Annotated in this window: 29 protein-coding genes; 12 read left to right on the top strand and 17 right to left on the bottom strand. The window is 64.6% G+C overall.

Translation table 11 applies throughout. The features are described 5' to 3' along the window. The first annotated feature begins 171 nt into the window (after positions 1–171). From LB554_RS23155 to LB554_RS23165, 3 genes are all read left to right on the top strand, one after another. A complete protein-coding gene (locus LB554_RS23155) occupies positions 172–1,077 on the top strand; it encodes a bestrophin family protein (RefSeq protein WP_140712213.1) in 906 nt (301 codons plus the stop codon). Positions 1,078–1,180: 103 nt separating this feature from the next. After that, on the top strand, positions 1,181–1,591 hold the full coding sequence (locus tag LB554_RS23160) for a DoxX family protein (RefSeq protein WP_224587124.1): 411 nt from the start codon (positions 1,181–1,183) through the stop codon (positions 1,589–1,591). Between the two features lie 179 nt (positions 1,592–1,770). Further along, on the top strand, positions 1,771–2,034 hold the full coding sequence (locus LB554_RS23165) for a YMGG-like glycine zipper-containing protein (RefSeq protein WP_015314961.1): 264 nt from the start codon (positions 1,771–1,773) through the stop codon (positions 2,032–2,034). Positions 2,035–2,113: 79 nt separating this feature from the next. On the opposite strand, the gene rpsP is transcribed toward LB554_RS23165, so the two are convergent. From rpsP to LB554_RS23195, 6 genes are all read right to left on the bottom strand, one after another. Next, the gene (gene rpsP, locus LB554_RS23170; protein WP_023774471.1) at positions 2,114–2,515 is read right to left on the bottom strand and encodes a 30S ribosomal protein S16; all 402 of its coding nucleotides are present in this window, start codon (positions 2,513–2,515) and stop codon (positions 2,114–2,116) included. A 48-nt stretch (positions 2,516–2,563) separates the two neighbouring features. Next, complete coding sequence (locus tag LB554_RS23175) at positions 2,564–2,890, bottom strand: chorismate mutase (protein ID WP_015314959.1); 327 nt, start codon at positions 2,888–2,890, stop codon at positions 2,564–2,566. A gap of 7 nt (positions 2,891–2,897) precedes the next feature. Next, positions 2,898–4,493: a signal recognition particle protein gene (ffh, locus tag LB554_RS23180; RefSeq protein ID WP_015314958.1), complete on the bottom strand. Its 1,596-nt coding sequence runs from the start codon at positions 4,491–4,493 to the stop codon at positions 2,898–2,900. A gap of 295 nt (positions 4,494–4,788) precedes the next feature. Then, complete coding sequence (locus LB554_RS23185; protein ID WP_224587126.1) at positions 4,789–5,745, bottom strand: CPBP family intramembrane glutamic endopeptidase; 957 nt, start codon at positions 5,743–5,745, stop codon at positions 4,789–4,791. Between the two features lie 177 nt (positions 5,746–5,922). Beyond that, positions 5,923–6,522, bottom strand: a complete 600-nt coding sequence (locus LB554_RS23190; RefSeq protein WP_015314956.1) for a DUF1236 domain-containing protein — start codon at positions 6,520–6,522, stop codon at positions 5,923–5,925. A 62-nt stretch (positions 6,523–6,584) separates the two neighbouring features. Next, positions 6,585–7,682 (bottom strand): putative zinc-binding metallopeptidase, encoded by a 1,098-nt coding sequence (locus tag LB554_RS23195; protein WP_140618257.1) that lies wholly within the window; start codon positions 7,680–7,682, stop codon positions 6,585–6,587. A 331-nt stretch (positions 7,683–8,013) separates the two neighbouring features. Here LB554_RS23195 and LB554_RS23200 point away from each other — a divergent pair, with 331 nt between their 5' ends. Then, positions 8,014–8,811 (top strand): lytic transglycosylase domain-containing protein, encoded by a 798-nt coding sequence (locus tag LB554_RS23200; protein ID WP_224587128.1) that lies wholly within the window; start codon positions 8,014–8,016, stop codon positions 8,809–8,811. Positions 8,812–8,861: 50 nt separating this feature from the next. Here LB554_RS23200 and LB554_RS23205 read toward each other — a convergent pair whose 3' ends face one another. Continuing rightward, positions 8,862–9,383: a hypothetical protein gene (locus LB554_RS23205; protein ID WP_224587130.1), complete on the bottom strand. Its 522-nt coding sequence runs from the start codon at positions 9,381–9,383 to the stop codon at positions 8,862–8,864. A gap of 5 nt (positions 9,384–9,388) precedes the next feature. Then, positions 9,389–10,612: an argininosuccinate synthase gene (locus tag LB554_RS23210; RefSeq protein ID WP_224587132.1), complete on the bottom strand. Its 1,224-nt coding sequence runs from the start codon at positions 10,610–10,612 to the stop codon at positions 9,389–9,391. Positions 10,613–10,938: 326 nt separating this feature from the next. Here LB554_RS23210 and LB554_RS23215 point away from each other — a divergent pair, with 326 nt between their 5' ends. Next, the gene (locus LB554_RS23215; RefSeq protein WP_140703788.1) at positions 10,939–11,580 is read left to right on the top strand and encodes a LysE family translocator; all 642 of its coding nucleotides are present in this window, start codon (positions 10,939–10,941) and stop codon (positions 11,578–11,580) included. Here LB554_RS23215 and LB554_RS23220 read toward each other — a convergent pair. The 3 genes from LB554_RS23220 to rlmN are packed head-to-tail and all read right to left on the bottom strand — an operon-like array spanning position 11,552 to position 13,703. Then, positions 11,552–12,025 carry a hypothetical protein gene (locus tag LB554_RS23220; RefSeq protein WP_015314950.1) on the bottom strand — a complete coding sequence of 158 codons (474 nt, stop codon included), beginning with the start codon at positions 12,023–12,025 and terminating at the stop codon, positions 11,552–11,554. The two genes, LB554_RS23215 and LB554_RS23220, sit on opposite strands and share 29 nt — an antisense overlap. Beyond that, positions 12,022–12,435 carry a hypothetical protein gene (locus LB554_RS23225; protein WP_224529748.1) on the bottom strand — a complete coding sequence of 138 codons (414 nt, stop codon included), beginning with the start codon at positions 12,433–12,435 and terminating at the stop codon, positions 12,022–12,024. The genes LB554_RS23220 and LB554_RS23225 overlap by 4 nt, the downstream gene beginning before the upstream one ends. 32 nt (positions 12,436–12,467) lie before the next feature. After that, complete coding sequence (gene rlmN, locus LB554_RS23230; protein WP_224587134.1) at positions 12,468–13,703, bottom strand: 23S rRNA (adenine(2503)-C(2))-methyltransferase RlmN; 1,236 nt, start codon at positions 13,701–13,703, stop codon at positions 12,468–12,470. A gap of 278 nt (positions 13,704–13,981) precedes the next feature. Between rlmN and LB554_RS23235 the strand changes: the two genes are divergently transcribed. Further along, positions 13,982–14,281: a hypothetical protein gene (locus tag LB554_RS23235; protein WP_015314947.1), complete on the top strand. Its 300-nt coding sequence runs from the start codon at positions 13,982–13,984 to the stop codon at positions 14,279–14,281. A gap of 80 nt (positions 14,282–14,361) precedes the next feature. Here LB554_RS23235 and LB554_RS23240 read toward each other — a convergent pair whose 3' ends face one another. Continuing rightward, complete coding sequence (locus LB554_RS23240) at positions 14,362–14,919, bottom strand: DUF305 domain-containing protein (protein ID WP_140719665.1); 558 nt, start codon at positions 14,917–14,919, stop codon at positions 14,362–14,364. A 128-nt stretch (positions 14,920–15,047) separates the two neighbouring features. Here LB554_RS23240 and LB554_RS23245 point away from each other — a divergent pair, with 128 nt between their 5' ends. Further along, positions 15,048–16,403: a chloride channel protein gene (locus LB554_RS23245; protein WP_015314945.1), complete on the top strand. Its 1,356-nt coding sequence runs from the start codon at positions 15,048–15,050 to the stop codon at positions 16,401–16,403. Positions 16,404–16,457: 54 nt separating this feature from the next. On the opposite strand, the gene LB554_RS23250 is transcribed toward LB554_RS23245, so the two are convergent. The 3 genes from LB554_RS23250 to LB554_RS23260 form a co-directional block, all read right to left on the bottom strand. Then, the gene (locus LB554_RS23250) at positions 16,458–16,961 is read right to left on the bottom strand and encodes an invasion associated locus B family protein (protein ID WP_015314944.1); all 504 of its coding nucleotides are present in this window, start codon (positions 16,959–16,961) and stop codon (positions 16,458–16,460) included. Between the two features lie 286 nt (positions 16,962–17,247). Beyond that, positions 17,248–17,610: a YkvA family protein gene (locus LB554_RS23255; RefSeq protein ID WP_015314943.1), complete on the bottom strand. Its 363-nt coding sequence runs from the start codon at positions 17,608–17,610 to the stop codon at positions 17,248–17,250. A 138-nt stretch (positions 17,611–17,748) separates the two neighbouring features. Then, positions 17,749–18,045 carry a 4a-hydroxytetrahydrobiopterin dehydratase gene (locus LB554_RS23260; protein WP_015314942.1) on the bottom strand — a complete coding sequence of 99 codons (297 nt, stop codon included), beginning with the start codon at positions 18,043–18,045 and terminating at the stop codon, positions 17,749–17,751. A 50-nt stretch (positions 18,046–18,095) separates the two neighbouring features. On the opposite strand from LB554_RS23260, the gene LB554_RS23265 reads away from it, so the two are divergent. After that, positions 18,096–18,614, top strand: a complete 519-nt coding sequence (locus LB554_RS23265; RefSeq protein WP_015314941.1) for a low molecular weight protein-tyrosine-phosphatase — start codon at positions 18,096–18,098, stop codon at positions 18,612–18,614. Here LB554_RS23265 and thpR read toward each other — a convergent pair. Continuing rightward, the gene (gene thpR / locus LB554_RS23270) at positions 18,518–19,114 is read right to left on the bottom strand and encodes an RNA 2',3'-cyclic phosphodiesterase (RefSeq protein ID WP_140618242.1); all 597 of its coding nucleotides are present in this window, start codon (positions 19,112–19,114) and stop codon (positions 18,518–18,520) included. The genes LB554_RS23265 and thpR overlap by 97 nt on opposite strands. A 139-nt stretch (positions 19,115–19,253) precedes the next feature. Beyond that, complete coding sequence (locus tag LB554_RS23275; RefSeq protein ID WP_224587136.1) at positions 19,254–19,898, bottom strand: arylesterase; 645 nt, start codon at positions 19,896–19,898, stop codon at positions 19,254–19,256. A gap of 85 nt (positions 19,899–19,983) precedes the next feature. On the opposite strand from LB554_RS23275, the gene LB554_RS23280 reads away from it, so the two are divergent. From LB554_RS23280 to LB554_RS23295, 4 genes are all read left to right on the top strand, one after another. Next, positions 19,984–20,679 carry an ABC transporter ATP-binding protein gene (locus LB554_RS23280; RefSeq protein ID WP_224587138.1) on the top strand — a complete coding sequence of 232 codons (696 nt, stop codon included), beginning with the start codon at positions 19,984–19,986 and terminating at the stop codon, positions 20,677–20,679. Then, a complete protein-coding gene (locus tag LB554_RS23285; protein ID WP_224587140.1) occupies positions 20,679–23,228 on the top strand; it encodes an ABC transporter permease in 2,550 nt (849 codons plus the stop codon). The genes LB554_RS23280 and LB554_RS23285 overlap by 1 nt, the downstream gene beginning before the upstream one ends. Positions 23,229–23,455: 227 nt before the next feature. Then, on the top strand, positions 23,456–24,229 hold the full coding sequence (locus tag LB554_RS23290) for a Bax inhibitor-1/YccA family protein (protein ID WP_015314936.1): 774 nt from the start codon (positions 23,456–23,458) through the stop codon (positions 24,227–24,229). A 105-nt stretch (positions 24,230–24,334) separates the two neighbouring features. Next, positions 24,335–24,913 (top strand): GNAT family N-acetyltransferase, encoded by a 579-nt coding sequence (locus LB554_RS23295; protein WP_224587141.1) that lies wholly within the window; start codon positions 24,335–24,337, stop codon positions 24,911–24,913. Positions 24,914–24,948 lie beyond the last annotated feature (35 nt).

Here is a 24,948-nt window from a genome sequence, read left to right on the forward strand (position 1 = left end):
TTTCCTCGCCTGCATCGGGACGGCAGCAGCTTCTCAATATCCGCAAACAGCACACACCGGTAGTCGACACACGGACGACATGGCAATGTCGCTGGCGGCCGGGCTTGCATGGCCGCCGCATCGCACAATACAGGAGCTGAGGGCCGACGCTCGCCCGTGAAAGGCTCCCGAATGATCGTTCGTCCGCGCCCCACCTTCCTGCAGCTGTTCTTCATCATGCGTGGTTCGGTGGTGCCACGCATCCTGCCGCAGATTTTCGGCTTCGCGATCTATTCGGTGGTCATCCTCGTCGTGGCGCGCCGGTTCCAGCTCGATCTCGGCGTCTTCAACATCACGCCTTTCGGACTGGTGGGCGTGACCTTGTCGATCTATCTGTCGTTTCGCAACAACGCCGCCTATGATCGCTGGTGGGAGGCGCGCAAACTGTGGGGCGCGCTGGTCTTCGAAATCCGCAATCTGGCCCGCGCCACGACAAGCCTCATTCCCGATCGGGCCGAGCAGCGCGCCCTGCTGATGGAAGCGCTGGCCTTCTGTCATTTTCTGCGCGGCCAGTTGCGCAAGATCGACAGCGTCAAGGAGGTCCATGCCTTCATCGAGGCTGAAGCCGGGACGGCCGCTAGTTTCGCCAATCCGGCGGACGAGATGGTCAGGCGCATGGGCCGCCGTGCCAATGCGCAGCGCCGGGCTGGCGACCTCGACACGATCGGTTTCCGCATTCTGGATGAGAGGCTGGCGTCAATCACCGCCATCCAGGCCGGCTGCGAGCGGATCGCCGGCACGCCCTTGCCCTTCGCCTACACGCTGCTGGTGCACCGCACGGCCTACATCGTGTGCCTGCTGCTGCCGATTGGCCTGATCTCGACCACCGGTTGGGCAACGCCATTGTTCACGGCGCTGATCGCCTACACCTTCTTCGGCCTCGACGCGCTTTCGGAAGAGCTTGAGGATCCGTTTGGCACCGAAGCCAACGACCTCGCGCTCGACGGCCTGTGCCGGGTCTGCGAAATCTCGGTGTTCGAGGCCTTGGGCGAGACGCCACCAAAGATGCTGTCGGCCGAAAAGTTCTATCTTTCGTAACGCCGCACCGTCAAAAATCCGAACATTTGTCGGATCGACGCCTCATGGAACGTCCTTGGGTCGACCCCACCGAAAAAGGGGCTGACCATCAGGAGGACACCCAATGAGCATTTCTCAAACCGCGCCCGTCTCGGCTGGCGCCCTGTGGACCGGCCGGGCGCTCAGCGGCCTCATGGTCCTGTTCATGATCTTCGACGGCGCCATCAAGCTGCCGCCGCTCGACGTGGTCACCCAGACGATGGTGCCGCTTGGGTGGCCAGCCGATCCCAACGTCGCGCGCATGCTGGGCGTCATCGGCCTGGTCTCGACCGCGCTCTACGCGCTGCCGCGCACCTCCGTGCTCGGCGCCCTCCTGCTCACCGCCTATATGGGCGGCGCCATCGCCACCAATGCGCGCATCGGCAATCCGCTGTTCTCGCACATGCTGTTCGGCGTCTATCTCGGCATCATCCTATGGGGCGGCCTCTATCTGCGCGACCCCAGGGTTCGTGCGCTGATCCCGTTCAGCCGATAGCTGTTCCGAGCCAAGAACAGCGTCCACTTCGCCTGCACGCCATCGGGTGGCAATACCGCCGATGCGGTCTGTTTGGGCGAGCAGCGTCGCGATCTTCGTTCTCCTCGGGATCAAATTAGCCGTCTGAGAGTTAAGCACTTGGCGGCGAGACGGCGATCCGCGTGTGAGAGGAACGACAAATGAAGAAAATACTGACCATTCTGGTGCTGACGACGGCACTGGGTGCATGTTCGCAAACGGAAAAAGGGGCTGCCGTGGGCGGCCTGGGCGGTGCTGCGGTTGGCGCGGCCGTGGCCGGAGATCCGGTGCAGGGCGCTGTTGTCGGCGGTGCGGTCGGCGCCGTGGCCGGCGCGCTGATCGGCCATGCCAGCGAAAGCGGCCAATGCCGGTACCGCGATCGCCATGGTCGGGTCTATGTCGATCGCTGCCCAAGCGGTTATTGATCGGCCTCAGTCCAAACATGAAGAGCAAAACGGCGGGCTTTTGACCCGCCGTTTTGTTCCCGCAAGGAATAGGACGCGATTACTCGGCGGTAGCGGCTTCCGCTTCGGCCGGTGCGGCAGCGGCCGAGGCGACGGCGGCAGCGGCGTCTTCCTGGGCCTTCTTCAGCAGGGCGGCGCGTTCCTGCGCCTTCTTGCCGGGCTCGGCCTTCTTCGGGTTGGAGCGGGCTTCGCGCTTGGCAAGGCCGGCCTCATCGAGGAAGCGCAGCACGCGGTCGGTCGGCTGGGCGCCGTGCGACAGCCAATGCTTGACGCGGTCGGCGTCGACCTTGATGCGCTCGCCGTCCTTCGGCAGCAGCGGGTTCCACGAGCCGAGCGACTCGATGAACCGGCCGTCGCGAGGCGAACGGGCGTCGGCAACGACGACGTGGTAGTAAGGACGCTTCTTCGAGCCCGCACGGGCCAATCTGATCTTCAGTGCCATTTCTTTTCTCCTAAAAGCTCTGATTTCGTTTGATAAGTCAGGGTTTCTTCAACCCGTTTTCGTCACGCCGTTGGCAGCGGCGATCTGTTCGTGGTGCCGGATCACTTCGCGGACGACGAAGTTGAGGAATTTCTCCGCGAAATCCGGGTCGAGATGCGCGTCATGCGCCAGCTGGCGCAGGCGGGCGATCTGCTGCTGCTCGCGCGCCGGGTCGGCCGGCGGCAGGCCATGCTCGGCCTTGAGCACGCCAACCGCCTTGGTGCAGCGGAAGCGCTCGGCCAGCATGTGAATGAGGGCCGCGTCGATGTTGTCGATCGAGGCGCGGTAGCCGGCCAGGATGGTGCGGGCGTCGGCCATGTCCTTTTCTTCGTTCATAGCGTCCTCACTTTTTCTTGCCGAGACCGGGCAGGCCGCCACCGCCGCCAAGGCCGGGAAGCTTCATGCCGCCGGGCAGGCCTGGCAAGCCGCCGCCGGGAAGACCGCCCGGCAACCCCTTCATGCCGCCGAGGCCGGCGGCCTGCGCCTGCTTCTGCAAGGCTTCGAGCTGCTTGGGGTCCATCTTCGACAGATCGGGCATGCCGCCCATGCCGCCGGGCATCATGCCGCCCCCCAAACCACCAAGGCCCATCTTGGAGGCAAGGCCACCCATCATGCCACGCATCAGGCCACCGCCTTTGCCCTTGCCGCCCATCGCCTTCATCATGTCGGCCATGCCGCGATGCATCTTCAGGAGCTTGTTGATCTCGGCGGCATCGGTGCCGGAGCCGGCGGCGATGCGCTTCTTGCGCGAGTGCTTGAGAATGTCGGGATTGGCGCGCTCGGCCTTCGTCATCGAGGAGATGATCGCGAGCTGGCGGCCGAACATCTTGTCGTCGAGGCCGGCGGCGGCCATCTGGTCCTTCATCTTGCCCATGCCGGGCATCATGCCCATGATGCCGCCCATGCCGCCCATCTTCGACATCTGCTGAAGCTGCTGGGCGAGGTCGTTCAGGTCGAACTTGCCCGACTGCATCTTCTTGGCCATCGCCGCCGCCTGCTCGGCATCGATGTTCTCGGCGGCTTTTTCGACCAAGCTGACGATGTCGCCCATGCCCAGGATGCGGTCGGCGATCCGCTTGGGGTGGAATTCCTCCAGCCCATCCATCTTTTCGCCGGTGCCGATCAGCTTGATCGGCTTGCCGGTGACGGCGCGCATCGACAGCGCGGCACCGCCACGGCCGTCGCCGTCCATGCGGGTCAGGACCAGGCCGGTGATACCGACGCGCTCGTCGAAGCTTTTCGCCAGGTTGACGGCGTCCTGGCCGGTCAGCGAATCGGCGACCAGCAGGATCTCGTGCGGGCTCGACACCTTCTTGATGTCGGCCATCTCGACCATCAGCGGCTCGTCGATATGGGTGCGGCCGGCGGTGTCGAGGATGACGACGTCATGGCCGCCGAGCTTGGCCGCCTGCACGGCGCGCTTGGCGATATCGACCGGGTTCTGGCCTGCGATAACAGGCAGCGTCGCCACCTTGACCTGCTCGCCGAGCTGGCGCAGCTGCTCCTGCGCGGCCGGACGCCGCGTGTCGAGCGAGGCCATCAGAACCTTCTTGTTCTGCCGCTCGGTCAGCCGCTTGGCGATCTTGGCCGACGTGGTGGTCTTGCCGGAGCCCTGCAGGCCGACCATCATGATGACGACCGGGGCCGGCGCGTTGAGGTCGATGGCGACACCCTCGGCGCCGAGCATGTCGACCAGCTCGTCATGGACGATCTTGACGACCATCTGTCCCGGCTTGATCGACTTCAGCACCGCGGCGCCGACGGCCTTCTCGCGCACCTTGTCGGTGAAGGACCGCACCACTTCCAACGCCACGTCGGCCTCGAGCAGCGCACGGCGCACCTCGCGCAGCGCTGCCGAGACATCCGCCTCCGACAGCGCGCCGCGGCCGGTCAGGCCGTTCAGGATGGAGCCAAGACGCTCCTGCAGCGATTCAAACATTCGTTTTCCTTTTCCCTGGCACCCGGATGGTGCCCGAGAGGTAATGCGTTCGCGCCCAGTCTCCAAGCAAAAGCCAGTCCAAGCAAAAGCCCAAAACCAAAAAGCACCCGGGGGCGCACAGCGCTGCCGGATGTTGGCCTCCAGGATCTGTTTACAGCACTCGGCCTCAAAGAGGTTTCGGCATCCTGGTCGGCTTGCTCGGAGGGATACTCGTCGCGGAATTGGTGGGCTGTAGACAGGAATTTGGCGCGAGAGTCAAGGCAAGGCCGGTGTTGCGATGTTTTCCGGGCAGCGATCAGGCAGCACCCACAGCATTTGGAACCTCGGCCGTGACCTTCAGCGGCGAGCGCGGATGCAGCAGCAAGACAATCGTCAGCAGGCTGCAGGCAATGCCGATGAGCGCAATGAGGATGGCATCCGATATCATCCAGCCCGGCCCTTCGAGCGGCTTTGCGGTGAACAAGGCGAAGGAATTGTAGCTCTCCTGATGCGAGATCAGCAGGAAGCCGGTGAGGTTGTTGCCAAGATGAGCTCCAAGGGCGGCCCCGAGATTGCCGGTGGCGTAGACCACGAGCGTCAGAAGCAGCGCGAAGGCAGCGATCGAGACCAGCACGCTGGCGTTGATGGCGGCCGACGAACCGCCGCTCCAGTGCAGCGAGGTGAACAGCAGGCCGGGCAGCAGCGCCCAGGCGAACGGGCTTCTGAACCGATTGGCCAGGCCACGCAGCAGGTAGCCGCGAAACAGCATCTCCTCCGACGACGTCTGCAGCAGCGTGAGCGCGGCGATCGGGATCGCGAACAGCAGCCATGACGACAGGCTGATCGTGCCGCGCGCAATGCTGGGCTGCAGCAGATAGAGCAGGATTTCGGACAAGGCCGAGGTGATCAGCACCGCGATCAGCCCCTTGAGGAAGTCCGGTCGCGCTATGCGGCGGCCGGCGCCAAGCAGCGCCGACAGCGGCTCGCCATGCACCCAGCGCATCACGATCCACAGGCCGATCCAGATCCCCGCGAAAGAGGCGAGCGCGCAGAGGATGCCGATGGGCGAGGCGAGAAAGCCTTCCATGCCGTATGGCGAAGCCGCCGCCCCCTGCCAGGCGAAGTAAACATGGGTGCCACCGAACAGCACGGCCGCGGTGGTGGCGGCCCAGAACAGGACGACGATCAGCGTTCCCAGCAACAGGCGCAGCAAAGTCGTCCTGGCGTTCGGCGTGTTGCGATAGCGCTCGAAGGCAGTGTCGTCGATCGTCACGCTTGTCCTCGATCCCAATCCATCGCTGCTTAATCCAGCTGATGGCTTCGGGAACCGGATCGATATCAGCAGGAATACGCGCACTCCGATTGCCACGGAACGCAGGCGCGGGCCAGCCTGCCGCGGTCGCCAATCCAGGTTTCGCCGGCGGCCGCTTCGGCGACCGCCGGCATCGCGTCAACGCACGACGTACATGATGCGCCGTGTCTGCGGATCGATCAGCGCCCGCTGGCCGTTCACATAGACATAGCGGTAGTTGTAGTCAGGAATTTCGCGCAGCTCGACCGTATCGGGCAGGGTCGCGCCGGTGACCACCTCGCCGTCGAGATAGACGGGGTCGAGGCGATGGGTGTCGACATAGGTCCGTACCGCGGCCGGCGGCGCTGGAAAGTCGCCAACCACCGGATCGCTGGAAATGATCGCACCGGTATAGTCGGTCGAATAGTTGCCGATGTCGTCCGGCGGCGAGACCACGGCAACGGCGGAGCGGCGCTGCGTCAGCACCACGCGGCTGCCGCCGAAATCGGCGGTGACGTAGTCGGAATAGACCCAGCCCTGGCCGCCAGCTTCGGCGATGGTGCACCATTTGCTGTTTTCGATGCAGCCGTTGAGCGTTGCCGACTGGCCTGCGGCGAGAACGCCAATGACAGGATATTGCGGGCCGGGACCGGCACGCACGTTGAGATCGGTGACTGCCGAGACAGCGGTATCGGCCAATGCCGCGCCCGACATTGCGGTCAGCATCCCGGCTATTGCGGGAAACAATAAGGATTTCATGGGTTCTCTCCGTTTCACAGTCCCTCGGCGGTGACAACGGGACAGCAGCGCATGCGTTCCGGCTAAAATGCGCGAGCCAACTCACGATTTGTTCCGGCCTCCATCGGCAAGCCGGTCAGAAGATCGTGTACGAACGCCAGTTTCCGCGCGGTCGCGTCCGAAATGACGAAGGGGTAGAGGTCGGGTAGGCCCATGCAGCGGTTGATCGAATTGGAGGCTTCCGACAGCACCAGCCAGCGGGCAAGGATCTTGTCGAAGGGCTCGGGTGTGTTGGCGGGCTCCGAGGGTGCTGCCTGCGGCTCGCCCCCGGTATCGCCCCGCGGCAGTTCGTTCGTCTCCACCGTCTCCAGCCGGCCGAGCGGGAAGTTCAGCGCATGGACCATCTCCAGCGTGTCGGTAATGTGCAGGTGGTGGGCCCAGGTCTCGGCCCAGTCCTCCCACGGATGCGAGGTGGCGTAGGCCGAGATGTGGTCTTGCTGCCAATCGGGCGCCGCGCCATTGGCGTAATAGGCCTTCAGCGCCTGTTCGTAGTCGGCACGCTCGTCGCCGAACAAGGCGCGGAACGCTTCCAGCCTTTGCGGATCGTCGCGGATCAGGCGGTCCCAGTAATAGTGGCCGAGCTCGTGGCGGAAATGGCCGAGCAGCGTGCGGTAATTCTCACCCATCTGGACGCGACGTTTTTCGCGCTCGGCTGAATCGGCTTCGGCGACGTTCAGCGTGATCAGGCCGTTGTCGTGACCAGTGAGAATCCGTTCGCCGCCCGGGCCGCCGCCGATCGGATCGGCGAGGAAGTCGAAGGCCAGCCCGATCTCGTCCGTCGGGCTCTGCTTGGGCGCCACCGGCAGGCCGAAGGCGAGCAGCGAATAGATGGCGCGCTTCTTCGCCGCCTCGACGCGAATCCAGCGGCGGCGATTGCCGTCGACCGAGAGATCGGGGATCAGCTGGTTCAGCACGCAGGCACGGCAGAAGACCTGTCCCGGCTCGGCCATCCAGTTGCAGGCGCATTCGTCGGCATTGGTGCACTGGATCGCGCCGTCGACGCCGGACAAGACAAAGCGCGCGCCCTCGGGATCATAGAGCACGAGACTGCTGCAGTTCAGGCACTGGGCATTCTCGAAATAGAGACGGTGGCCGCAATGCGGGCAGTCGAAAAGTTTCATCTCGGTCTCAATTCGTCAGAAGGGATGCATGATTCATCTGAAAGGGATGCATGATTCATAGGAAGGGATCATGGCGGCCCGTGCCCAAACGCGAACCACCGGCCGGTGTTCCGCGGTCCATCGCGACTATTTTGCTTCGCCGGTCCAGGCGCGCCTGCCCCGGTCCATGGGCGGTATCAGCGTCTTTCATGCCTGACACTCGCCATAATAATCACTTGATCGTAGGCAAATTCCCCGGCATTCGCCAGCATCGCGCCACAGACGGTGACAAATGCGCGTTTCGCTGGCAAATTCGTAAACGGGACGTGAATCAGGCAACCAGGAGAACAACATGGCATTTCGTGCCAAGGGTAGGATTTTAGCGGCGGCGGTGGTGGCGGTGCTCGGGCTGGCAACCAGCGCGCAAGCGGCGGCCAGCTGCGGCAAGACCGGCGCCGGCTTCGACGCCTGGAAACAGGACTTCGCCGCCGAGGCCAAGTCCGAAGGTGTCGGGTCAAGGGGTCTGGCTGCTCTGGCCGGCGCGACCTACGCAACAAGGACGATCTCCGCCGACCGCGCCATCCACAAGGCCTTCAGCGGCTCGGTGGACGATTTCATGAAACGCCGCGGCGGCTCGGCGATCATCTCCAAGGGCCGGTCGCTGAAGAAGTCGAACGCGGCGCTGTTCAACCAGATCGAAGCCAACTACGGCGTATCGCCGGGCGTGCTGCTCGCCATCTGGGGCATGGAAACCGGCTTCGGTGCTTCCATGGGCAACCAGAACACGGTCTCCGCCATTGTGACGCTTGCCTATGATTGCCGCCGTCCGGATTACTTCCATCCGCACGCCATCGCGGCCCTGAAGCTGGTTGATCGCGGAGCGTTGACCGCCTCGTCGGTCGGCGCCATGCATGGCGAGATCGGCCACACGCAGTTCCTGCCCGGAAATGTCTTGAAGTATGCGGTCGGTAGCGGAAACCTGCGCGACAAGGCCACAGCTTTGGCCTCCACCGCCAACTTCCTCAAGGGTCACGGCTGGCGGGCTGGCGCCAGCGCGCAATCGAATATGGGCGCGATCGCCGGCTGGAATTCGGCAAGCGTCTATCAGCAGGCCATCGCCCGCATCGCCACCGCGATCGACGCCGATTGATCGATCCGCACGGCCATTGAACGAAAGACCCGGCCACCGCGCCGGGTTTTTCATTTCACGTCGAGCGCATAGGAGCAGCCGGCCAGCGTCCTGCCGGGGTGGGACTCGACGGTCGAGACGTTGAGCGTGATGCGCGTGGCAAGGCTCACGCCGCCGGCATCCTCGCTGCTTTCGGCCATGACCTTCTCGCCGAGGAACTTGTCCGGCGTCGAGACCGTCGCCGGGACGTCGAGCTGGCGGGCGAGGTCCGGCGCTGCGATGCCATCAAGCACGGCCATCGGCCCTGTCGCGGTAAAGACGATCGTCGCGGTCTCGCGCCCAAAGACATGGACCGGGACCGGCAATCGATACTGCCGCAGGAAGGGATTGCCGGAAGCGACCTCCTTCCAGCCAAGGGTCTGCGCCGCGTCTGGCTCACCGCCCAGCCAGAGGGCAAGACCATTATACGCCGGCAGATCGGCCCTGCATTCGATGAGGGCGGCGAGGTCCAGGGAGGTGGGCGCGAAGTCCCCAGCCATGACCGGCGCCGCCAGAAAGAGCAGCGGCACCAGGCATCGACCGAGACAGCGCATTCCGTCTAGCTGTTGCGGTTGCGCGCGGCCAATGTCCGCAGCCTCAGCGCATTGAGGCGGATGAAGCCGGCGGCGTCCTTCTGGTCATAGGCGCCACGGTCGTCCTCGAAGGTGACCAGCGCGTCGGAATAGAGCGTCTTCCCAGATTTGCGGCCGGTGACCATGACATTGCCCTTGTAGAGCTTCAGCCGCACCGTGCCTTCGACGTCTTCCTGGCTCTTGTCGATCATCGCCTGCAGCATCAGGCGCTCGGGCGAGAACCAGAAGCCGTTGTAGATGAGCTCCGCGTAGCGCGGCATGAACTCGTCCTTGAGGTGCGCGGCACCCCGGTCGAGCGTGATCGATTCAATGGCGCGATGGGCCACGATCAGGATAGCGCCTCCCGGCGTTTCATACACGCCTCGCGATTTCATGCCGACGAAACGGTTCTCGACCAGGTCGAGCCGGCCTACGCCATTGTCGCGGCCGAGATCGTTGAGCGCCGCCAGCATGGTGGCCGGCGACAGCTTCTTGCCGTTGAGCGCGACCGGGTCGCCCTTCAGGAATTCGATCTCGATCTCGGTGACGGCATCCGGCGCGTCCATCGGCGACACGGTGCGCTGGTGCACGAATTCCGGCGGCTCGCTCCATGGGTCTTCCAGCACCTTGCCCTCGGAGGACGAGTGCAGCAGATTTGCGTCGACGGAGAACGGTGCGTCGCCCCTCTTGTCCTTCGGCACCGGGATCTGGTGCTGTTCGGCGAAGTTCATCAGGTCGGTGCGCGATTTGAACGACCAGTCGCGCCACGGCGCGATGACCTTGATGTCGGGGTTGAGCGCATAGGCCGAAAGCTCGAAACGGACCTGGTCGTTGCCCTTGCCGGTGGCGCCATGCGCGATGGCGTCGGCGCCGGTTTCCCTGGCGATCTCGACCAGGTGCTTGGAGATCAGCGGCCGCGCGATCGAGGTGCCCAGGAGATAGGTGCCTTCATAGACGGTGTTGGCGCGGAACATAGGGAAGACGAAGTCGGCGACGAATTCCTCGCGTACGTCGACGACGCGGATGTCCTTGATCCCCATCATCTCGGCCTTGCGGCGCGCCGGCTCCAGTTCGCCGCCCTGGCCGAGATCGGCGGTGAAGGTGACGACTTCGGCCCCGAGTTCGGTCTGCAGCCATTTCAGAATGATGGATGTGTCGAGGCCGCCGGAATAGGCGAGCACGACCTTCTTGACGTCTTTGATCTTGGACATTTCTGCTCCGTCGAAAAGCGGACGCCTGAGGCAAGGCGTCACGGATTGTCGGAGCGCCTTTTAGCAGGAACGGCAAAGCGAGCAAGCGCACGCGGCGCAAGGTTGCTGATCCAGCGCGGCAGTGCGACGCCGGGCTTGATCGGGAGGACCGATCCCGGGGCCATGCCGCCGGTTACCAGGCGCTCAAGAACGCCGCCTGTAAGCTGGCGAAATGTAAGCTGGCGAAACTGGCCGAACCGCGCCAACTCCACCGGAGGACGCGCTGGCCCCATCTGGCGCCGGCGAGACGGGTCCTGTATAGCCGACGCGTTCCCCCGGGGCCTGCCATGTCCTTCATTCCCGACACCACCACGCTGATCCAGTTCGCCATCGCCACCGTGATCCTGGCGATCACGCCAGGCCCCGACATGACGCTGTTCGTGTCGCGCACGCTGAGCCAGGGCCGCGCCACCGGCTTTGCCTCGATGGCCGGCGCGCTGTGCGGCACGTTGATCCACACCACGCTGGTGGTGGTCGGCGTCTCGGCGCTGATCGTCGCCTCGCCGATGGCTTTTTTCGTGCTGAAGATCTTTGGCGCCGGCTATCTCGTCTTCCTCGCCTGGCAGGCGATCGCCAAGGGCTCGGCTTTCTCGCCGGAAAAGAAGACCGGTCCGCAAATTTCCCTGTTGCGCAGCTGGGCGGCGGGGCTCGGCGTCAATTTGCTCAACCCGAAGATCATCCTGTTCTTCATGACCTTCCTGCCGCAATTCGTCTCCGCGCACGATCCGAACGCGCCGGGGAAACTGTTCTTCCTCGGCTCCATGTTCATCGTGCTGTCGATCCCGGTGACGGTACCGATGGTGCTGGCGGCGGAAAAATTCTCGGCGGCAATGAAAGCCAGCCCCCGTGTGACGCGGGTGGTCGACTATCTCTTCGCCGGCGTGTTCTCGGCGTTCGCGCTCAAGATCCTGACGGCCCAGGCGAAGTAGAGACCTTCCACCAGCTTCCCGCCCAGCGCCCGGCGGCAAGCCAATAGAAGATCCCGCCGACCATGCCGCCACCGAGCACCGCCATGATGGCGCTGGCTTCGGTGACCGCGAAAGGGGAATCGCGGACATTGTCGACGAGGCCGAGGAAAACCCCCGCCACCACCGCGCCGGCGAGCGCGTAGAACAACCAGTCGCGCCGGCCGAGGATTTCGGCAATCAGGATGACGATCGCCGCCGGCATGAAGCCGAAATAGGCGACGAACAGGGCGACGAAGGGAATTGAAAAATAGAGCGATGCCGTTGCCGCCGGATGCGCTTGCGCCGGCGCGTAGCCGAGCGAGGCCAGGAACAGGATGTTGAGGAAAGCGCTCGCCGCCAGCGAGGCGACGGCATAACCGAACAGGATGATGGCGAAGCGCACGATATAGGCGACGAGACGGTTCATCGGGGATCACGGCCCGTGAGACGACCGGAGCTGCGTCCGGCCAGAAGCCAGTAGACCCAGCCGGCGGCAATGCCGGCGGCGGCCAGAAAACCCAGGAAGCCCGGATTGAAAACGAAGCCTCCGGCGGACCCCGGCACAAAAACACCGAAGGCGATCGACGTGACCGCGCCCGTGACGGCGAAGTAGAACCATCCTCGCAGCGCCAGCCGTTCGGCGACGAAGATCGCCGGGCCGACGATCAGCAGCGCGCAGATCGCCACCGTCAACACGGCGAGCGGGAAGGAGGCCAGCCAGTCGAATGTGAAAATGATCGACCAGTTGCCGTCCTCGATCCCTGCCAGAAGAACGATCAGCAGTACCGGCACCAGGATTGAGGTCAGCACGGCGGCGAGGTAGCCGACTGCAATCATGGCGAAACGTGTGAGGCCGGCGACGAGACGGCTCACACCTCGCCGTGCCCCGCGATCATCATGGCCTCCAGCGCCAGCCGGTCGACCTTGCGCATGCGTTCCGATTCCGACTTCAGCTGGCCGCAGGCGGCCAGGATGTCGCGGCCGCGCGGCGTGCGGATCGGCGAGGCATAGCCGGCATTGTTGATGTAGTCGGCGAACTTCTCGATCGTCTCCCAGTCCGAGCACTGGTAGTTGGTGCCCGGCCACGGGTTGAACGGGATCAGGTTTATCTTGGCCGGAATCCCCTTGAGCAGCTTGATCAGCCCCTTGGCGTCCTCGATGGAATCGTTGACGTCCTTCAGCATCACATATTCGAAGGTGATGCGCTTGGCGTTGGAGAGGCCGGGATAGGCGCGGCAGGCGGCGATCAGCTCCTTCAGCGGATACTTCTTGTTGATCGGCACCAGAAGGTCGCGCAGATCGTCATTGGTCGCATGCAGCGAGATCGCCAGCATGACGCCGATCTCCTCGCCGGTGCGGAAAATCTCGGGCACGACGCCGGAGGTCGACAGCGTGATGCGACGCTTCGACAGGGACAGGCCGTCGCCGTCGGAGGCGATCAGCAGCGCCTTCTTCACCGCCTCGAAATTATAGAGCGGCTCGCCCATGCCCATCATGACGATGTTGGACACTTTCCGGCCCTCGGCCGGCACGATGGCGCCATCCGGCGTGTCGCGATCGGGGAAGTCGCCGAGCCGGTCGCGCGCGGTGAGCAACTGCGCCAGGATTTCTTCGGCGGTCAGGTTGCGCACCAGCTTCTGCGTGCCGGTGTGGCAGAACGAACAGGTCAGCGTGCAGCCTACCTGCGAGGAGATGCAGAGCGTGCCGCGGCCTTCCTCGGGGATATAGACCGTCTCGATCTCCACCGGCCGGCCGGCGCCGCGCGGCGGAAAGCGGAACAGCCACTTTCGCGTGCCGTCGGCGGAAATCTGCTCCTCGACGATCTCGGGCCGGGCGACGGTGAAATGCTTGTCGAGTTCGGCGCGCAGATCCTTGGAGATGTTGAACATGCCGGCAAAGTCGGAAACGCCGCGTACATACATCCAGTGCCAGAGCTGCTGGGCGCGCATCTTTGCCTGACGCTCCGGCACGGTGCCGGATTTGACAAGAGCGGCGGCGAGTTCCGTCCGCGTGAGGCCGATCAGCGATGGCTTTTCGATCCGCGCGGCACGGCCGCGCAAGGCGTCACGGGCGCCTTCGGCGGTAAGGTCGAGTGAAAGGGTCATGGTTACACAGATATAAGCGGTTTGCGGCCGATTTCATCCATCGGCCCGATATGAAGCGCGGCGCATAGCACAGGTTGAGCGCGAAGTCATGCCGTGCACGCCAAACTGGGGTCCGCCGTCGGTGTCCCGATCGCCACCGTCCCCGTGAAGGACGATCGCCGCCGGTGGACGCGATGTCGTTGGCGGCGATCACTTAGTCGTGTTGGCGTAACGATCCCCATCGCGCCTTCGAACCCTAAATGGGGCAACTGTGCCCCTACAGAATGGGAGTATGCAGGATGAAATCGATCAAGCTCGCCGTCGTTGCCGGCTTCGCCGCGCTTTGCGCCTCGCAGGCGTTTGCCGAGGACGCGATGGGCACCATGAGCATGATGAAAGGCGGACAAGTGACGGCGATCATGCCCGACGGGCATATGGGCACCATGACGCCGGACGCGAAGATGGGCGCCGACATGATGAAGATGGCCAAGCCGATCAAGCACTGCATGATGATGATGACCGACGCCAAGGGCAAAGCCTACATGATCGACACCTCGACCAAGAAGGCCCAGGCCGAATGTGAAAAAATGGCTATGTGACGATCCCGCAAGGATGTTCCCGCCGGCTTGGAGGCCGGCGGGACGAGCAACTTCCATATTATCCGCGCGTCTCCCCGCGCCTACCTGTCGATGGAGAGCGTATCGATCCCGGTGCTCTGGTCGGTTTCCGGTGGCGGCGGCGCGGCCCCGCGGGCTCGGTAGGACGGCAGGTCAGGAGCGCCGGCCGCTACGGGATTCGGTTCGAGTCGCGCGATCAGACGCTTCATTTGCGTGATCTCGCGCACTTGGGCGTCGATGATGCCGTCCGCGAGCTTTCGCACCTCCGGGTCGCGGATATGGGCGCGTTCGCTGGTCATGATCGCGATCGAGTGGTGCGGGATCATGGCCTTCATGTAAGAGACGTCGCTCACGGTTTCCTGGCTTCTGACCAGCCACAAGGCACCAGCGAATACGAGCATGCCGCCGATGACGATGCCGACATTCGCGGCCACGCTCCCGTACATCCCCCACATGAAGCCGATCATGACGATGGCCATGGCGGCGCCCATCACGATGGCCATCCACACCCGGGTCTGGCTGAAGAAAACATGATCCAGCGCATAGGTGTTCAGGTACATGAGCCCGTACATGAGGACCGTGGAAACCAGGATCATCGCGGCGAATCTGACATAGCTCATGACTGCGGGCTCCTTGTTCAAAGGGACACAACCGCGACGGTGGGCTTTTTGATCCCGTCCGATCGGCAGACTCACACTTGATCGGCGTCATGCCTGTGTTAGGGCTGGGTTTTCCCCCGAGGATAGACATGGCCGGCCAATCGCGAAAACACCCCATGCTGCGGCGTTCGCGCGCCATGTGGGCCTCGCGCCGCGTCTGGCAGCCACGTCTGGTGTTCTGGGCCGGTGCGATCTCGATCGGCCTGATCAGCGTGCTCTTTGCCGTGCTGGCCGACAAGGCGCAGGCGCTTTTTCATGTCGTGATCGGCAATGACGGCGGCTGGCGTTTCTATCTGCCGCTGGCCATCACGCCGCTCGGCTTTGTGCTGTGCGCCTGGCTGGCGCACGCCTTCTTCCCGGGCTCGCAAGGCAGCGGCATTCCGCAGGCGATCGCCGCCCGCCACCTGCGCGACGATGACGACCGCAGCCATATCCTGTCGCTCAGGCTGGTGGCGGGCAAGATCGCGCTCACCCTTGTCGGCCTGTTCTGCGGCGCTTCGATCGGCCGCGAGGGACCGACCGTACAGGTCGGCGCGTCGCTGATGCTGCAGGCGGCGCGTTGGGGCGGCATGGCGCAGGCGCGCGGCCTGATCCTGGCCGGCTCGGCGGCGGGCATCGCGGCGGCGTTCAACACCCCGCTCGCCGGCATCGTCTTCGCCATCGAGGAAATGGGCCGGACCTATGAGGCGCGCACCAACGGGCTGGTGCTGACAGCGGTCATCCTGGCCGGCCTCGCCTCGCTCGGCGTGCTCGGCAACTACACCTATTTCGGCGTGTCCAAGGAGACGATCTCGTTTGCCGTCGACTGGCCGCTGGTGATCGCCTGCGGCGTCATCGGCGGCGGCTTTGGCGCCTTGTTCTCGTTGCTGGCGTTGAAGGCGACGCGGCGTATCCGACGCTGGAACGCGCTGCAGCCGCTGTGGCGCGCGCTGCTGGTGGCCGCGATCTGCGGACTGGCGGTCGCGGTGATCGGTATCGCCTCGGGCGGGCTGACCTTCGGCACCGGCTACGCGCAGGCGCGTAGCGCGGTCGAAGGCACGCCGCTGCCCTGGTTCTTCTTTGCCGAGAAATTCGCTGCCGGCCTGCTGTCGATGATCTCAGGCATTCCCGGCGGCATCTTCGCGCCCTCGCTGGCGGTCGGCGCCGGCATCGGCAGCTCGCTCGGCCTGATGTTCGCGAGCAGCGCGGGCGTCGCGGCCCTGCTCGGCATGGCGGGCTATTTCGCCGGCGTCGTGCAAGCGCCGATGACGGCTTTCGTCATCATCCTCGAAATGACCGGCAATCACGACAATGTCATCGGCCTGATGCTGGCTTCGATGCTGGGCTACGGCACGGCGCGGCTGATCTCGCACGAGCCGCTTTATCACGCCCTGTCGCGGGTGTTCATCGCCGAGGCGATCCGGCGGCGGCGGGCGGAGGCCGCACCGGAATCAGGGCTGGGCTGAAAAAGCAAAGGCCGAGCGTTACGGCCCGGCCTTCGGTTCAAAAACGAAGATGGCCTATTTGCACTTGGCGATCGAGGACAGCGCCGCCGAAATGCCCTTAAGCGAGAAGACATAGTTCGTGGGATTGCCGCGGCCCGACTTCGCCGACACCTTCATGTCGGTTCCGGTCTTCATCGCGGCGATCAGCACTGGCTCTTCCGCCGCGTTCTCGACCCAGGCCGATTTCCCGCGCGTGAACATCGAGAAGCTCTTCTTGTCGATGGTGACGGTGGCCTTGGAACCTTCCTGGAAATTGTAGCCGGCGATGAACTGAGGCTCATAGGACACTTGCTGGCCGGGCCGCTGGCTGACGAAGAAGAACATGTCGCCGTGGTCGAGCGTCGGCGGCTGCTTGTCGGTCGGCACGGTCAGCACGTAGCAGACCTTGCCGCCCGAAGCCTGGTAGCTGTAGGTGCCCCAGGCATTGTGCTGGCCGATCTTGGTCGCCTGCTGCGCCAGCGCCGGCGCCGCCGAGGCCGCCAGGACCAGGCTAGAAACTAGTGCAATCAATCCGCGCATCGTTTTTCCCGTATTCCAAATGGTGCGGAGGCGGGCCGCGTGGCGTCCTGCCGTCGCTTCATTTTGATTTAATCTGGGTTACCAAACGGTGAATTTCCCAAGAGAAAAGGACCTTCACCCCAGGAAACCGCCGCCATTTCCGCGCCGCCGCCTTGTCAGCGGCCGGCTCGGTGTCCCTTTGGCGACTTGGAGGCCACGAAAACGGCAAGAGTTTGACTTCTAACCCGCCGCTGAACGCCCCTGTCCAGCGGTCGAGCCGTCGCGGCGGGATTCGGCCGGCGGGACTTCAGCTCTTATCGGCGATGGCGTCCTTGGCGGCTTGCCGGTGCGCGGGCGTGATATGGGCGCTGACGGCGGTGATCGCGGCGGTCAGCACGGCGATGTCGTCGGTGAAGCCGAGACCGAAGATGAAGTCGGGGATGAGATCGACCGGCAGGACGAAATAGCCGAGCGCGGCCACCAATATGCCCTTGGCACGCAGCGGCGTCTTCTTGTCCATGGCGCAGTAATAGGCGGCGACGACATCTTCCATGAACGGAATCTGCCGAGCGGCCTTCCTGGCCGTGCGCCAGAACTTTTCGCGCACTTCGCCTTCGCCGGCCAGCTTGTCGCCAAAGCCGAAGAAATCAAAACCGGATTCTTGCGCCATCAATCTCTCCTTGCGGGCCTCATGCGCGTCTCAGCGCACGTCCGCCGATCAAAATGTGGTGAAAGCTTAACCCGGCTGCAAGATGCGGGCGCCGATTTGCCGGGTCCGCGCCGGGCCTGGACGTTGGACAGCCCGTGTTCAGCCGCCGAAATAGCGGTTCATCTTCTTCGCCAATTCGATGTCGAGCGCCGTCACGCCGCCGGCGTCATGCGTGTTCAGGGTAACGCTGACGGTCTTGTAGACATTCGACCAATCGGGATGGTGGTCCATCTTCTCGGCGGTCAGCGCCACCCTGGTCATGAAGGCGAAGGCTTCGGAGAAATTGGCGAAGGTGAAGGTGCGGCCGATCGAGGCGCCGTCGTCCGCCAGTGCCCAGCCATCAAGCCCTGTGAGCGCTGCTTCGGCGGCCTCCCTGCCCAGTTTCTCTCTCGTCATGTCCGCTTCCCGTGCTATTGGGCTGAAGTCGTCACCATAGCGCCGGATCCATGATCGCGAAGCCCATAAATTCCATTCTTTTCGTCTGCCTCGGCAACATCTGCCGGTCGCCGCTGGCCGAAGGCATCCTTGGCGCCGTGCTGGCTGAGCGCGGATATGGCGGCGATATCGTGCTCGATTCGGCCGCGACCAGCGGCTGGGAGGTCGGCTCCGCTCCCGACCCGCGCTCGATCGCCATCGCGTCTCACCACGGCATCGACATCTCGCGGCAGCGGGCGCGCAAGATCATGCCGGAGGATTTTCACCGCTTCGACCTGATCTTCGGCATGGACCGGTCCAACGTCGCCGACCTGAAGGCGCTGGCGCCGGCGGCGGTGCGCGACCGTATCCACCTGTTCCTGGAATTCGCCGAGGGAAGGCCGCGCGATGTACCGGACCCCTACTATGAGGACCAGCAAGCGTTTGCCGAGGTCTATCGCATGATCCGCGAGGCGTCGGAGGTGCTGGCGACACGGCTGGCGGCACGCGTATCGACGCCGGACAGCGGCCATGCCTCCTCGACGATATAGGGGCCGCCACCCACCGAATCGCGCGACGACATCAGCACGAAACGGCCGATGCGGAACGGCAGCGTCGAGAAATTGCCGCGCGCCGACAGATATTGGGCGACGTCGAGCGGGCTCGAATTGCGCAGCCGCGCCAGCGTCACATGCGGCATGAACCTGCGCGGATCGGCGGGAATGCCGAGCCGCTGGCAGATGCGCTCGATTTCGGCCTGAAGAGCCGCCATATCGGGCGAGGGCGAAGCGCCGGCCCACACCGCATGCGGCTTCTTCTGGCCGAAAGCGCCGACACCGGACAAGGTCAGCGAGAAGGAAGGACGGTGCACCCGGTCGAGCGCGTTGGCGATCTCGTCGGCGACATGGCCCTGGACGTCGCCGATGAAGCGTAGCGTCAGATGGTAGTTTTCGACGTCGATCCAGCGGGCCCCGGGCAGGCCGCCCCGGAGCAGGGACAGCGAAAGGGCGGCATCACGCGGAATTTCGAGGGCGGTGAAAAGACGCGGCATGAAGAGCCTCCCTTCCTCGAATCGAAACTGTCATCCCTAGCGAATCATCGATAATCAAATGGAGCAAGTGGTTTGTTGGTCCCGGATGCAATCTAGATGCAATCTAAAGCTTCCGCGGCGGAACCGGTTCCATCCGACGTCACGATCCTCCTGGCGCCGCCGCCATGGTCTTCTCGACGGTGGGCAGAATGCGTTCCACCATCAGGTCGACGCCGCGAGCACTCGGATGCAGGCCGTCCTCGAGCTGCAGGCCGGGCTGGCCGGCGACGCCGTCGAGGAAGAACGGATAGAGCGGAACATCGTATTTGCCGGCCAGGTCAGCAAAGATGGCGTCGAAGGCGCTCTGGTAGTCGGCGCCGAGATTGGGCGCCGCCCGCATGCCGGCCAGCAGCACGGCAATCTTGCGCTCTTTGAGCTTGCCTAGCATCTCGTCCAGGTTCCGTTTCGTAATGTCGGGCGCGACGCCGCGCAGCATGTCGTTGGCGCCGAGTTCGAGGATCACCAGCTGCGTGCCCTCAGGCACCGACCAGTCGAGCCGCGCCAGGCCGCCGCTGGAGGTGTCGCCGGAGACGCCGGCATTGGCGACGATGACGTCATGGCCCTTGGCGCGAAGTGCTGCCTGCAATTTGTCGGTAAAGCCCTCGCCCGGGCCAAGGCCGTACCCCGCCATCAGGCTGTCACCGAAGCCGACGATCTTGAAAGGCGCGGCGCGCGCCGACGAAATGCCGCCGCAGATGGCGAGGAAAACGACCAGACCTGCGGCAAAGCGGCGTTTGAAAGACATGCGGCAGGCCCCATATGACAGAGAATTCTTCCGGCGATGGCTTCCGACAGGCAGAGCCTCCCTTTCCATATAGGACGCTTTCATTTTGACAGAAGCCGTCATCGCGCTGAAAGACGTATCCCTGACACTCGGCGAAGGCGCTTCGTCGGTTCATGTATTGAAGGGCGTCAGCCTCGACGTCGCGCGCGGCGAGGCGACGGGTATCGTCGGTCCGTCGGGGTCCGGCAAGTCGACATTGCTGATGGTGCTGGCAGGGCTGGAGCGGGTCGATTCCGGTACGGTGCGCATTGCCGGCGAGCTGCTCAACGGTAGAAGCGAGGACCAGATCGCTTCGTTTCGCGGCCGAAACATTGGCATCGTGTTCCAGTCCTTCCACCTCATCCCCAATATGACGGCGCTCGAAAATGTCGCCGTGCCGCTGGAACTGGCCGGCCACGCCGATCCCTTCTCGGTGGCGGAGCGGGAACTGGCGGCCGTCGGCCTCAGCGACCGCGTCACCCATTATCCCGGCGAGCTCTCCGGCGGCGAGCAGCAGCGCGTGGCGATCGCCCGGGCGCTGGCACCATCGCCGCGCATCCTGATCGCCGACGAGCCGACCGGCAATCTCGATCAGGCGACGGGGCGGCAGGTCGCCGATCTGCTGTTCGCCAAGGCCGCCGAACGCGGCATGACGCTGGTGCTGGTCACCCACGATCCGGCGCTCGCGGCGCGCTGCTCGCGCCAGGTTTCGATGCGCTCCGGCCGGATCGAGGCGCCGCCGCCGGTCAGGGTCACCGCCTGATGCCGCTGGCGCGGACCCTTAAGCTTGCCATCCGCTTCTCGCTACGCGAGATGCGCGGCGGCCTGTCCGGCTTCCTCATCTTCCTCGCCTGCATCGCGCTCGGCGTGGCGGCTATCGGCGGCGTCAATTCGGTGGCCCGCTCCATCACCGCCGGTGTCGCCGATCAGGGCCAGACGCTGCTCGGCGGCGATCTTCGCTTCCAGATCAACCAGCGCGACGCCAGCCAGGCAGAACTTGGCTTTCTCGACGGGCTGGGCGTGGTTTCGCATACCGCCGGCATGCGCTCGATGGCGCGCCTGGCTGACGGATCCGACCAGGCGCTGGTCGAGGCCAAGGCTGTCGACGAGGCCTATCCGCTCTATGGCGCGCTGGAAACCGAACCGGTGCTGACGAAGCAGGAACTGTTCGGCAGGCAGTTCGGCGTTTTCGGCGCCGCGGCACCCGATCTCTTGTTCGAACGGCTGCATCTCAAGATCGGCGACCGGCTGAAACTCGGCACCGCCACGTTCGAACTGCGCGCCAGGCTGGTGGCCGAGCCCGACGCGGTCTCCGACGGGTTCGGCTTCGCGCCAAGGCTGATGATCTCGACCGAGGGCCTGGCCGCCACCGGGCTGATCCAACCGGGCAGCCTGGTCGAGAACGCCTACAAGGTCCGGCTGCCCGCCGGTGCCGACGAGGCGCGGCTCAAGGCCGTCCAGGACCAGGCGGCCAAGGATTTTCCGCAGGCCGGCTGGTCGATCCGCACGCGCAGCAACGCCGCACCGGCGTTATCCTCCAATATCGAACGCTTCTCGCAGTTCCTGACGCTGGTCGGGCTCACCGCGCTGGTGGTCGGCGGCGTCGGCGTCGCCAATGCGGTGCGCGCCTATCTCGACGGCAAGCGCGGCGTCATCGCCACCTTCAAGAGCCTGGGGGCGTCCGGCGGCTTCGTCTTTGCCATCTACCTCGTGCAGATCCTGATCATCGCGGCACTTGGCATCGTGCTCGGCCTGGTGCTCGGGGCGCTGATGCCGTTCGCGGCGAGTGCCGCGCTTCAGTCGGTCATTCCGGTGCCGGCGCAGGGCGGCTTCTATCCCGGCGCGCTCGCCATGGCGGCCCTGTTCGGCCTGCTGGTGACGCTGGCCTTCGCGCTGCTGCCGCTCGGCCGCGCCCGTGACGTGCCGGCAACCGCGCTGTTCCGGGAGATGGGACTGGAAGGCCGGGGCCTGCCGCGCCCCGTCTATGTCGTTTGCGCGCTCGGCATCGCGCTTTTCCTGGCAGCGCTGGCGATCCTGTTTTCGGGCGACCAGCGCATCGCCTCGATCTTCGTCGGCGCCACCGTTTTTGCTTTCCTGGTGCTGCGTCTCGTCGGCGGACTGGTGCAATGGGCAGCCCGGAAAAGCCCGCGCGTGCGCTTTGTCGCGCTCAGGCTCGCCATCGGCAACATCCACCGGCCGGGGGCGCTGACGCCCTCGGTGGTGCTGTCGCTGGGGCTTGGGCTGACGCTCTTGGTGACACTGGCGCTGATTGACGGGAATCTCAGGCGCCAGATCTCCGGCAGCCTGCCGGAGCGGGCGCCGAACTTCTTCTTCGTCGACATCCAGGGCAGCGAAGTCGATGCGTTCTCCTCGCTGATGGCGAAGGAGGTGCCGCGGGGAACGCTGACCAAGGTGCCGATGCTGCGCGGCCGGGTCATGGCTCTCAACGGCGTCGATGTCGACAAGGTCAAGGTGCCGGCCGAGGGCGCCTGGGTGCTGAAGGGAGATCGCGGCCTGACCTATGACACCAGGCAACCGGAAAACGCGACGCTGACAGAGGGCAAATGGTGGCCCGACAACTATGCCGGCGAGCCGCTGGTTTCGTTTTCCGACAAGGAAGGCAAGGAAATCGGGCTGAAGCTCGGCGACACCATCACCGTCAATGTGCTCGGCCGCAATGTCACCGCCCGCATCGCTAATTTCCGCCAGGTCGAGTGGGAGACGATGGGCATCAATTTCGTCATGGTGTTCTCGCCCAACACATTCGCCGGCGCCCCGCATGGCTGGATAGCCACGCTCACCGAAAAGAACGCCTCGGCGGCCGACGACGCGCGCGTCCTCAACGCCGTCACCCGCGCCTTCCCCGCCGTGACGACGGTGCGGGTCAAGGACGCACTCGACATCGTCAACCGGCTGGTCGGCCAGCTCGGCACGGCGATCCGGGCGGCGGCCGGCGTGGCGCTGATCGCCTCGGTTCTGGTGCTTGCCGGCGCGCTTGCCGCCGGCAACCGGGCGCGCATCCACGACGCTGTGGTGCTGAAGACGTTGGGCGCCACCCGGCGAACGCTGATCACGGCATTCTCTCTGGAATACATGCTGATCGGACTGGCCACCGCCATCTTCGCGCTCGCCGCCGGCAGCGCCGCCGCCTGGTTCGTGGTCGCACGCATCATGACGCTGCCATCGCATTTCATGCCCGAGGTGGCGGTGGCGACGATTGCCTTTTCGCTGGTGATCACGGTCGGCATCGGCCTTGCCGGCACCTGGCGGGTGCTCGGCCACAAGGCGGCACCCGTGCTGCGAAACCTCTGATTCGCCGGCGGGCGCCCGCCTGCCCGGGTTAAATCTTGGTAAGAATGCCGTCCGAAACGGCCGGCGAAGCGGCATTTGGCCTGTCACGAACCGTTACACCCGGTTACGGTCTTGTTCTTGACGCGAATAACCATCATATTCCGCGCAGGCATGCTGGAGCCCCCCAGCGGCGCCTGGGTCCGCAAGAGGCCCGACACCGGACGGGGCAGAAGCAACGAGGATTTCCAATGGCTGATCCCATTCGCAACTATCAGACGTCGGCGGTGCCCGGCGTCCGCGCCGACATCGACCAGGGTCTGCGCGCCTACATGATCAAGGTCTACAATCTGATGGGGCTTGGCCTGCTCATCACCGGCCTTGCCGCCGTCGGCACGATCATGCTGGCCACCACCACCGATCCGGCTTCGGCCGTCGCGACGCTGCCGAGCGGCGAGATGCTGACCTCGTTCGGCTACGCGATCTTCGGTTCGCCGCTGCGCTGGGTTGTCATGCTGGCGCCGCTGGCCGCCGTGTTCTTCCTGTCGTTCAGGATCCAGTCGATGAGCGTCGCCGCCGCGCAGACCACCTTCTGGGTCTATGCCGGTCTGGTCGGCCTGTCGCTGTCGTCGATCTTCCTGGTCTACACCACGGCAAGCATCTCGCAGACCTTCTTCGCCACCGCCGCGGCCTTCGGCGCGCTGTCGCTGTTCGGCTACACCACCAAGCGCGACCTGTCGGCGATGGGCTCGTTCCTGATCATGGGCGTGTTCGGCATCATCATCGCGTCGGTGATCAACATCTTCCTGCAGTCGTCGGCACTGACCTTCGCCGTCTCGGCGATTGGCGTGCTGGTCTTCGCCGGCCTCACCGCCTACGACACGCAGAAGATCAAGGAGATGTATTTCGAGGGCGACGCTTCCGATGTCGCGGGCCGCAAGGCCATCATGGGCGCGCTGTCGCTCTACCTCGATTTCATCAACCTCTTCATGTTCCTGCTCCAGTTCATGGGCGACCGCCGCTAAGCGGTATTGGACCATCGACTCCTGGAAGGGCGGCCCAACGGCCGCCCTTTTCTTTTAAGCGGGCCTCTGCTGTTATCGAAAGCACCAAAGAGGCTTGCATAAAGAATGAGCAATATCGCGATCAGGCCGGCGACCCCGGCCGACCTCGACGCCATAACCGAAATCTACGCCGACGCGGTTGCCAACGGCACGGCGAGCTACGAACTGGAGCCGCCTAGCCGCACCGAGATGGGGACGCGATTCGCCGCACTCGCGGCCGGCGGCTTTCCCTATCTGGTGGCGGAAAAGGCAGGCGCCGTGCTTGGCTATGCCTATGCCGGCGCCTTCCGGCCGCGCCCGGCCTATCGCTTCATCGTCGAGGATTCGGTCTATGTTGCGCCTGACGCCAAGGGCCAGGGTGTCGGCCTGAAGCTGATGCAAAGCCTGGTCGCGGCGGTCGAGGCGGCGGGCTTTCGCCAGATCGTCGCGGTGATCGGCGATGGCCGCGCCGACAGCGCCTCGGTCAGGTTGCACGAGAAGCTCGGCTTCTGTCATTCCGGCCGCCTCGAAGGCTCCGGCTACAAGCACGGGCGCTGGTTGGACACGGTATTCATGCAGCTGTCGCTCAACGGCGGGGCATCGCTGCCACCTGATCCGGATTCGCTGCCGGAGCGGAAGTTCCGGAAGGGGGAACTGAAGAATTGAGGAACAGGACACGCGGCGCCTGACGTAAGCGCCCC

Origin of the sequence: Mesorhizobium sp. CO1-1-11 (genome assembly GCF_020164995.1) — a bacterium.
Lineage (GTDB): Bacteria > Pseudomonadota > Alphaproteobacteria > Rhizobiales > Rhizobiaceae > Mesorhizobium > Mesorhizobium australicum.

Coding starts and splice junctions, on each gene's coding strand:
- rlmN (WP_224587134.1), bottom strand. CDS start 13,703: ATGACCCTTTCACTCGACCTTACCGCCGAAGGCGCCCGTGACGCCTTG.
- LB554_RS23195 (WP_140618257.1), bottom strand. CDS start 7,682: ATGAAACTTTTCGACTGCCCGCATTGCGGCCACCGTCTCTATTTCGAG.
- LB554_RS23290 (WP_015314936.1), top strand. CDS start 23,456: ATGGCTGATCCCATTCGCAACTATCAGACGTCGGCGGTGCCCGGCGTC.
- LB554_RS23155 (WP_140712213.1), top strand. CDS start 172: ATGATCGTTCGTCCGCGCCCCACCTTCCTGCAGCTGTTCTTCATCATG.
- LB554_RS23225 (WP_224529748.1), bottom strand. CDS start 12,435: ATGATTGCAGTCGGCTACCTCGCCGCCGTGCTGACCTCAATCCTGGTG.
- LB554_RS23220 (WP_015314950.1), bottom strand. CDS start 12,025: ATGAACCGTCTCGTCGCCTATATCGTGCGCTTCGCCATCATCCTGTTC.
- LB554_RS23200 (WP_224587128.1), top strand. CDS start 8,014: ATGGCATTTCGTGCCAAGGGTAGGATTTTAGCGGCGGCGGTGGTGGCG.
- rpsP (WP_023774471.1), bottom strand. CDS start 2,515: ATGGCACTGAAGATCAGATTGGCCCGTGCGGGCTCGAAGAAGCGTCCT.
- LB554_RS23190 (WP_015314956.1), bottom strand. CDS start 6,522: ATGAAATCCTTATTGTTTCCCGCAATAGCCGGGATGCTGACCGCAATG.
- LB554_RS23160 (WP_224587124.1), top strand. CDS start 1,181: ATGAGCATTTCTCAAACCGCGCCCGTCTCGGCTGGCGCCCTGTGGACC.
- LB554_RS23255 (WP_015314943.1), bottom strand. CDS start 17,610: ATGGCGCAAGAATCCGGTTTTGATTTCTTCGGCTTTGGCGACAAGCTG.
- LB554_RS23285 (WP_224587140.1), top strand. CDS start 20,679: ATGCCGCTGGCGCGGACCCTTAAGCTTGCCATCCGCTTCTCGCTACGC.
- LB554_RS23295 (WP_224587141.1), top strand. CDS start 24,335: ATGAGCAATATCGCGATCAGGCCGGCGACCCCGGCCGACCTCGACGCC.
- LB554_RS23175 (WP_015314959.1), bottom strand. CDS start 2,890: ATGAACGAAGAAAAGGACATGGCCGACGCCCGCACCATCCTGGCCGGC.
- LB554_RS23210 (WP_224587132.1), bottom strand. CDS start 10,612: ATGTCCAAGATCAAAGACGTCAAGAAGGTCGTGCTCGCCTATTCCGGC.
- LB554_RS23265 (WP_015314941.1), top strand. CDS start 18,096: ATGATCGCGAAGCCCATAAATTCCATTCTTTTCGTCTGCCTCGGCAAC.
- LB554_RS23250 (WP_015314944.1), bottom strand. CDS start 16,961: ATGCGCGGATTGATTGCACTAGTTTCTAGCCTGGTCCTGGCGGCCTCG.
- LB554_RS23165 (WP_015314961.1), top strand. CDS start 1,771: ATGAAGAAAATACTGACCATTCTGGTGCTGACGACGGCACTGGGTGCA.
- LB554_RS23215 (WP_140703788.1), top strand. CDS start 10,939: ATGTCCTTCATTCCCGACACCACCACGCTGATCCAGTTCGCCATCGCC.
- ffh (WP_015314958.1), bottom strand. CDS start 4,493: ATGTTTGAATCGCTGCAGGAGCGTCTTGGCTCCATCCTGAACGGCCTG.
- LB554_RS23275 (WP_224587136.1), bottom strand. CDS start 19,898: ATGTCTTTCAAACGCCGCTTTGCCGCAGGTCTGGTCGTTTTCCTCGCC.
- LB554_RS23240 (WP_140719665.1), bottom strand. CDS start 14,919: ATGAGCTATGTCAGATTCGCCGCGATGATCCTGGTTTCCACGGTCCTC.
- LB554_RS23235 (WP_015314947.1), top strand. CDS start 13,982: ATGAAATCGATCAAGCTCGCCGTCGTTGCCGGCTTCGCCGCGCTTTGC.
- LB554_RS23245 (WP_015314945.1), top strand. CDS start 15,048: ATGGCCGGCCAATCGCGAAAACACCCCATGCTGCGGCGTTCGCGCGCC.
- thpR (WP_140618242.1), bottom strand. CDS start 19,114: ATGCCGCGTCTTTTCACCGCCCTCGAAATTCCGCGTGATGCCGCCCTT.
- LB554_RS23260 (WP_015314942.1), bottom strand. CDS start 18,045: ATGACGAGAGAGAAACTGGGCAGGGAGGCCGCCGAAGCAGCGCTCACA.
- LB554_RS23205 (WP_224587130.1), bottom strand. CDS start 9,383: ATGCGCTGTCTCGGTCGATGCCTGGTGCCGCTGCTCTTTCTGGCGGCG.